This window comes from Mycobacterium sp. TH-M25, assembly GCF_057473665.1.
The window spans coordinates 1-7,259 of sequence record NZ_JBYCLA010000604.1; the positions used below are offsets into that span (position 1 = coordinate 1).

The window sequence follows — 7,259 nt, forward strand, 5'->3', positions numbered from 1 at the left end:
GTCGTAGTCGATCACGGCTGTCACGTCGGAGACCAGGAACGCTTTGTGGGGGAAAACCTGCTGGTGGGGCACTTTGAGCCACTTCGGTACGGACATGTTCGGCCTTTCTGTGTTGAAACTGCTCTAGACAAGTTCAAGATACATAGTCGTCTAGAGGACTTCAACGGTTATGGCCAGATTCGGAAAGGTTTCGTGGCTCAGCGGGCGGAGAAGTCGTATTCGAGCAGGTAGGCGGAGGCGACCTTCACCGTGTCGCAGACTTCGACGGCCACGTCATTGGTGTCGTATGCGGTGCGGACGACCGTCAGCACCGGAACACCCGGTCCGAGCTCCAGCTGCCGGCGTTCCTCGGGCGTGGGCATCCGGGCGCCGACTTCCTCGGTGAAGCGGGCCAGCGTGTGGCCGTTGTCTTCCAGGCGGGCGTAGATGCCGCCGGGGCCTGTGTCGACCTGTTCGATCTGGGTGCCGTCGGCGAACGCTGCTGGTATGTACGACACTGCGGTCTCGACCGGCCGGCCGTTGGCTAGATAACGTCTTGACCGGACCACGACTTCTTGGTCGGTCGGTATGCGAAGCCGCTCAGCCACAACCGAATCCGGTTTTTGGCGTCCTACCGCGATGTTGTCGACTTGCGGTGCGTAACCGGACTTCTCCGCTTCGACGCTGAAAGCCGCTTTGCCCTCGGCGCGATGTTCCCGGGCGAAGCGATCCGATGCCAAGCGTCGGATCGGGGGAGTTGGCCGCACGAAAACGCCGCGGCCGTGTTCCGAGACGACGAGCCCTTCGGCGCGAAGCTCTTGGACGGCCTGCCGCACGGTCATGCGGGCTACGCCGAAGTGCTCGATCAGTGCGGTCTCCGACGGCAGCCGCTCCCCGGCGGTGAGTCGGTCGGCGTGGATCGCCTGCCGCAACATGCCCGCGATCTGCCGGTACGGCGGCGTGTCCGCTGCGCGGTCGATCTGTCCAAGTTCCAGCACCCGTGGACCTTCCCTGACACGTCTAGACGACTAGCCTATAGAACGAGTCCGTCGGTGTCACGCCTGACGGCGTCTAACAAGGGAGGCCCAGCAATGCCAACCATGCCCAAACATTCGGTCAGTGTGGCCGGCATCGTCGTGCGCGAGGACGGCCGCGTTCTGGTGATCCGGCGCGATGACAACGGCCACTGGGAAGCGCCCGGGGGAGTGCTAGAACTCGACGAATCGTTCGAGGATGGCGTGCGGCGCGAGGTGCTGGAAGAGACCGGGCTGACTGTGGAGGTGGAGCGCCTTACCGGGGTGTACAAGAATCTCACTCATGGGATTGTTGCGCTCGTCTACCGTTGCCATGCCGTCGACGGAGATGTGCACCCGACCACCGAGGCTCGCGAGGTCCGGTGGATGACAAGGGATGAGGTTGAGTCGGCGATGGATCCGGCCTTCGCGGTTCGGGTTCTGGACGCACTCGGCGACCGCGTCCATTCGCGGGCCCACAATGGGGTCAATCTTGTATCGGGTTAGATCTCACGGTTGTTCGACGTGGTGCAGGCCGCCGTTGTCGACGGGCGGCTACGGTAACTCGCCGCAACCCCGAGTCGGGCTGCACGCCGGGTATGGCGACTTGCGGGAGACCGTCCGAAGGGCTGTAGGTACGTCAAGCCGCATCGAAGCGCAATCCCCTCTCCCCGTCAGTTCTGTGGCACTTGTTCTCCGCCGAACTGGGAGGCATAGGCGTTCAGCGCGTTGATGTATGCCGTCTCCTGGGGCTCAGCCTGTGAGACGAGGCCCGGTACGTCATTCGGGGTTTTCCCGTCGATGCTCGCCGCCGCGCTGGTGATGTTGTCAAGGGTGGTGGCGAAGGCGTTGGTGGGCTGCTGCAGGTTTGTGAGGACCAACGGGTTGTAGCACCCGAACGGTGTCTGGGTGCTGAACATCATGGGGTAGGTGGATATTTCGCTGTAAAGGGTCCCCGCTGCCTGTCCGATCTGCTGCGGGTCACCGGAAGCAACCGCGGCGTTATACGTCTGCAAATCTTGTGTTAACTGATCAGCAACAGACGGGTTGTACTGCTCTTGATAGAACTCCGGCTCTGCCGGGTTCGGTCCTTGTGCGCCGGTGCATTGAACGTCCGCCCTGGCCGTTGCCACCGATCCACACGCCGCCGCGAAAACGGAAAGACCCGCGACAACCGCTGCCGTAATTCCTCGCACGGCAATATATCTACACGGTTGGATGAGTGGCCGCAAGGAAATTGTCCGGGAGACGCCACCCGACTGCGCCCACCTGCACCTGGCAAGTCTTCGTCGTCGGAAAGGTCGCATTGAAGCTCGACTCGAACGTCGGATTGGCCCGTGGAATCGTGCTCAATGACGTATACCGCTGCGGCGGGAACAGGATCGTTGTTTGCCCGACTCATGCAAATAACCTCGTCCTTGCCGCGAAGGTCTGCCCCCGACCACTATGCTGCGGCACGATGCCCCGATCTGCGTAGAACGGAGAGAGCTTATGACAACACCACCCATACCTGCGCCGCAACCATGGGAACCTGTGCCTGCTGAGCCTCCCAATCTTCACCCGGCGCCGCAGCGCCATGCCGCGAATGTGGTACCGAAACGAGCCCAGACGCACGAGTTCGCCTTCGACGGCGGAGCCGCCACTTACGTTGGCACTGCGGTACTCGCCTTGCTCATCACGGTGTTCACGCTGGGAATCTGTTACCCGTTTGGCCTCGTGTTGCGGGAACGGTGGCGCGCCAAGCACTCCTACATAGAAGGCCGACAACTCGCGTTCAACGGAAGTGCTTGGGGGTTATTCGGCTCGTGGTTGAAGTGGCTGATCTTGATCATCATCACACTCGGAATCTACGGGTTCTGGGTTGGGCCGCGCCTCACTCGGTGGAAGTGGGAGCACACCTCCTGGGCGCAGCACACCCCGGCGTGAGCCGGTCCAGAGATCCGGGTAATTCCGCAAGGCCACTTTGGCTTACGGGCGGATGCTGGAGATCGCCGCCTGCGCGAATTGCTTTAGCGTGTCGCAAGACTGTCCGTTCCAGCCGAGCGCTTGATACAGCCGATTACCGTTGAGAAGCACCAACAGGGTTGTCGATCTTTTCCCATCGCTCTGCCTGGTGGAACAGTAGGCGCGGCCAGGCAACCCGCCCACCTCGCTCCAATCTCCGGCGGCCATATTCATATTCAGTTCTGTATGCGCATCGACCGTGAAGCTAGCCGGAAGGTTCAGTTGTGATGTCACTAACTGCGAGCCCGAACTGTAAGTACAAAATGGCTCGGCTGCGCCCGCCTCGTCGTCCGCGGCTTCGGTGGAGACGGATGATACGCCGAGGAACGTCGCGGCCTTGTCGGCCGTTACCCAATCACACGGATTAAACGCTGGTGGACCGGCTACTGGGTTAATCGGAACGACGTGCACGGTTACCCCATCGTTGCTTCCAATGAGGGTGCCAGGTGCAGGGGAAACATCGGTGATCCTGTATGTCCCGCTGCCTGCCTTGTCGTTCATGACGTCGTGGCCGTCGGGGGCGATGGCCTTTAGATTGTCCCAGCAGTCGAGAGCTCCTGCGTCATCAAGGATTACGCCAGCAACCGCCGGTACGGGACGCGGCCAGGCTTGCATAGCGCACAACTGCTGAACGGTTGTCGGCTGAGGCCCGGTAAGGTGCGGTGGCGATGAGGACGGGCTGGGCGGCTGCGGTGCGTGTTGCGGTGCCGTTGGTTGGCGGGCTGACTGATTTCCAACGATGCCCAGAATGACGATAAGGGCGCCAGCGGTTAGCGCAATTACCTTGTGGCGGCCCACCCACCGCAGCAGCGATCCGCGGGCGGATACCCGGTTCGGGGCGTCCAGAGGACGATACCCGGGCTGGTTAACGCGTTCGGCTAGGGAAGACGCTTTGGCATGCGACCGAGGGGTTCCGGTTGCCGCGCTAGCCGGAAAAGATGGCGCTTTGGAGCTCTCGACTTCGGTGGGGCATTGGTTTCGCTCAGGCGCGGCTGCGACCTGGGTGCTGGCCAGGATGGTGTCGACGTGGTCTTGGTCCGGTGTGGTCAGGACGTCGTGCGCGGCGGCGGCCAGTCCCCCGGCACTGGCGTAGCGATCCTGTGGGTTTTTGGCCATGCCACGCGCGATGACGTCATCGAAGCCGACCGGCAGCTGTGGCCGGTGCTGGCTGGGGTGCGGGATGGGCGCAGTCAGGTGAGCCGTGATCAGAGCGGGCAGGTCGCCTGCTGGGTAGGGCGGTGACCCGGTCAGGCATTCATACAGCACACACGCCAAGGCGTAAATGTCGGCGCGATGCGTTACTTCGCCGTTGCCAAGTCGCTCGGGGGACATGTAGGCAAACGTCCCGATGGTGGTGCCGGTACTGGTCAGCTTCGCGTCGTTGGCGGCATTGGCCAGGCCGAAGTCGACCAGGCAGGCGAAGTCATCACCGGTAAGCAGAATGTTGGCCGGTTTGACATCGCGGTGGATCACCGCATCGGCGTGAGCGGCATCCAGCGCTGAGGCGATCTGCCGCACAATCGCCACCGCCCGCGGTGGACTCAGCGGCCCGGTGTGGGCCAACACGGCCTGCAGATCGGTGCCCTCGATGAGCCGCATGTCGATGTAGAGCTGCCCGTCGATCTCCCCGCACCCGTGGATGGGGACGACATGTGGCTCATGCAGCCGACCGGCGGTGTGTGCTTCTCGCTCCAGCCGTTGCCTGAACATCTCGTTGTGCGAGTACGCGGTTGCGATCAGCTTTAAAGCGACAACGCGGTTCATCACGGTGTCTTCGGCCTCGTACACCTCGCCGAATCCGCCGCGGCCCAAAAGTCGCTTCAGCACGTAGTGGCCGAAGAGCGAACCTACGCGCGAGCCTGACGTGTCGGCGCTGACCGTTGGCTCCGTCACGTCCGATCACCCGCCCAGCCTCCTGAAAGTGAGAAACACACGAAGGGCATTATGCGCTGCGCTCCACTGCCCAGGCGAAGTTCCCGCGGGTTGCGGCGCTGTTGTGTGAGGGTCCGGTTTGGCTGGCTACCGTCGCCTCGCGTGTGCGGAGTGTTCGGTGTGCTCAGGCCAGTTACCGCACCGTGTCCATCTCGATGATGCCGCCGAAGCCAAGTTCGTCGAGCGCCCGGATTACTTCGCTCGAAGGGATACCGCGATAAAACGGCGCCGCGGCCGGTCCGGCATCCGTCGACGGCGATTCCGCACAGTCCTCGACCACCAGGCCGATCACTCGGCCGTCCTGCGCGACGATCGGACCACCGCTGTTGCCCGGCCGCGCGATGGCCGAGTACAGGAAGATCTTCTGGCGGTCGGGGATGGTTGCTGCTCCCGGGTTGACGACTTCTCCGCGCTGCACCGTGATTGCCATCTCGGCCGTCATCGGCACCCGCGGATAGCCGAATACATAGACCTCGTCGGCCCAGTCTGGATCCCGGAACGCCATGCCGGCGAGTCACGGCAGGTATTTGCCATCGGGCATGTCGAACTCGATCACGGCGACGTCGAGCGTGGCGTGCGCGAGAGCGGTTCCCGAGCAGCTGACCTGTGCCGCGCCGGAATGGTTGCGTGACGCAGACGGGTAGATGGACAGGCCAGAGCTGCTGCCTGCGAGTCCGGTCAGGACGTGCTTGTTGGTAATGACGTGGCTCTGGTCGACGACGAGGCCGGTGCCCCAGCTGTCGACCGGGTTGCCCTTGTCATCGTGACCGGTGAGTTGAAGCGTTACCGCGTTGTAGCTCGGGATGATGAGTTCAGCACCGAACACCTCGGACAGCCACAGATTGCCGCCGAGCTGTCCCTTCGAGGCGCCCCCCTGGGAGATGTACTGCTGACCCATGATCGGCATTTGCGGGTTCCAGCCGAGCGGCAGCAGCAGCCCGGCGCGTTCCATCGCACTCAGGAGTCGGTGAAGAGTAACCGCCTCGCCGGCGGCTGGGAGGCCGAGGCTGTGCAGGTATTTCGAGAAGTCGGCAACTGACCACGGTTCAAAGGGCACGGTCTTGGGCGGCCCGCCGGCTGGATCGCCAGGGGGAGGTTCGGGCTTTCCGATCGCCTCCGCCATGGCGGGGTCGTGGATCAACCCGAAGAACTGGTGGGCGCGCATCCCCACGTTCACACGCCATGCGGAAGTGCCGGGCTTTAGGTCAGCAGGCGTGGGCTGCCTTGGCGTTGCGGATTCCTCGTCGTCAGCGCTGACGTGTGGCATGGTCCATGACGCTAGTGTCGCGTGTTGTTGGTTAGTTTACGTTTGATGTTGTCGAGGAGTTCGTCGGCGGTCTTGGTCCAGGTGAACGGTTTGGCGCCCTGGTTGTAGTTGTCGATGTAGGTGCGGATCGCGGTTTGGAGGTCGGTGACGTCGGTGAAGGTGCCGCGGCGGATGGCTTGGCGGGTGATGATGCCGAAGAAGATCTCGACCATGTTCAGCCAGGAGCAACTGGTCGGCGTGAAATGCAGTGTGATACGCGGGTTTTTGTTCAGCCAGCCACGCACGGCGGGGTGTTTGTGGGTGGCGTAGTTGTCGCAGATCACGCAGAGCCGCACCCGCGGGTGGGCTTTGGCGACGAGTTTGAGGAAGGCCAAAAACTCAGCGTGGGTGTGGCGCGGGTAGCAGGCGTCGGCGGTGATCTTGCCGGTGGCCACTTCCAGTGCGGCGAACAGGCTCGTGGTGCCGTTGCGGATGTAGTCGTGGGTCTGCTGTTCGGGGATGCCCTGGCGCAGCGGCAGGATCGGCTGGGTGCGATCCAGCGCCTGGATCTGGGACTTCTCATCGACGCTGACCACTACCGCACCCGCGGGCGGATCCAGATACAACCCGACCACATCACGCAGCTTGGCCTGCAACTCCGGGTCGGTGGAGAACTTAAACGTCTCCACCCGGTGCGGCTGGATACCCCACTTACGCCAAATCCGGGCCACCGAGGCAAACGAGATGTTCAACCGGTCGGCCATCAACCTGCTCGACCAATGCGTCACCCCGAGCTGAGCGGGCGGTCTTCCCTTGTCGGCCAACGTCTCAGCCAGCACCGCGACCTCGTCGATCACCGGAGCACGACCCGGACGCGGATCATCATCGAGCCCGTCAACACCGGCCTCGCTATAGCGGCTGCGCCACTTGAGCACCGTCGGCCGCGAGGTGCCGGTCCGATCGGCGATATCGGTGTTGGCCACACCGTCAGCGGCTAACAACACGATCTGCGCCCTGGTGGCCAACCCCGCCGGCGCCGAGGATGCCCGTGTCAACGCCTCCAGCCGGCCCCGGTCGCCGTCACG

The 7,259-nt window shown here is 63.2% G+C and carries 6 protein-coding genes and 1 pseudogene; 2 read left to right on the plus strand and 5 right to left on the minus strand.

What is annotated here, in order from left to right:
- Window positions 1-197: 197 nt before the first annotated feature.
- Window positions 198-977: a GntR family transcriptional regulator gene (locus AC2VOU_RS20075; protein ID WP_486958940.1), complete on the minus strand. Its 780-nt coding sequence runs from the start codon at window positions 975-977 to the stop codon at window positions 198-200.
- A 93-nt stretch (window positions 978-1,070) separates the two neighbouring features.
- On the opposite strand from AC2VOU_RS20075, the gene AC2VOU_RS20080 reads away from it, so the two are divergent.
- On the plus strand, window positions 1,071-1,499 hold the full coding sequence (locus tag AC2VOU_RS20080; protein WP_486958941.1) for an NUDIX hydrolase: 429 nt from the start codon (window positions 1,071-1,073) through the stop codon (window positions 1,497-1,499).
- A gap of 167 nt (window positions 1,500-1,666) precedes the next feature.
- Here AC2VOU_RS20080 and AC2VOU_RS20085 read toward each other — a convergent pair whose 3' ends face one another.
- Window positions 1,667-2,125, minus strand: coding sequence for a hypothetical protein (locus AC2VOU_RS20085; protein WP_486958942.1), 459 nt, complete (start codon window positions 2,123-2,125; stop codon window positions 1,667-1,669).
- A gap of 400 nt (window positions 2,126-2,525) precedes the next feature.
- On the opposite strand from AC2VOU_RS20085, the gene AC2VOU_RS20090 reads away from it, so the two are divergent.
- Window positions 2,526-2,918 (plus strand): DUF898 family protein, encoded by a 393-nt coding sequence (locus AC2VOU_RS20090; RefSeq protein WP_486958943.1) that lies wholly within the window; start codon window positions 2,526-2,528, stop codon window positions 2,916-2,918.
- A 42-nt stretch (window positions 2,919-2,960) separates the two neighbouring features.
- On the opposite strand, the gene AC2VOU_RS20095 is transcribed toward AC2VOU_RS20090, so the two are convergent.
- The 3 genes and pseudogenes from AC2VOU_RS20095 to AC2VOU_RS20105 form a co-directional block, all read right to left on the minus strand.
- On the minus strand, window positions 2,961-4,889 hold the full coding sequence (locus AC2VOU_RS20095; RefSeq protein ID WP_486958944.1) for a serine/threonine-protein kinase: 1,929 nt from the start codon (window positions 4,887-4,889) through the stop codon (window positions 2,961-2,963).
- A gap of 172 nt (window positions 4,890-5,061) precedes the next feature.
- A pseudogene (locus AC2VOU_RS20100) lies at window positions 5,062-6,093 on the minus strand (S1 family peptidase).
- Window positions 6,094-6,206: 113 nt separating this feature from the next.
- On the minus strand, window positions 6,207-7,259 hold a 1,053-nt coding region (locus AC2VOU_RS20105; RefSeq protein ID WP_486958945.1), incomplete at its 5' end, for an IS630 family transposase.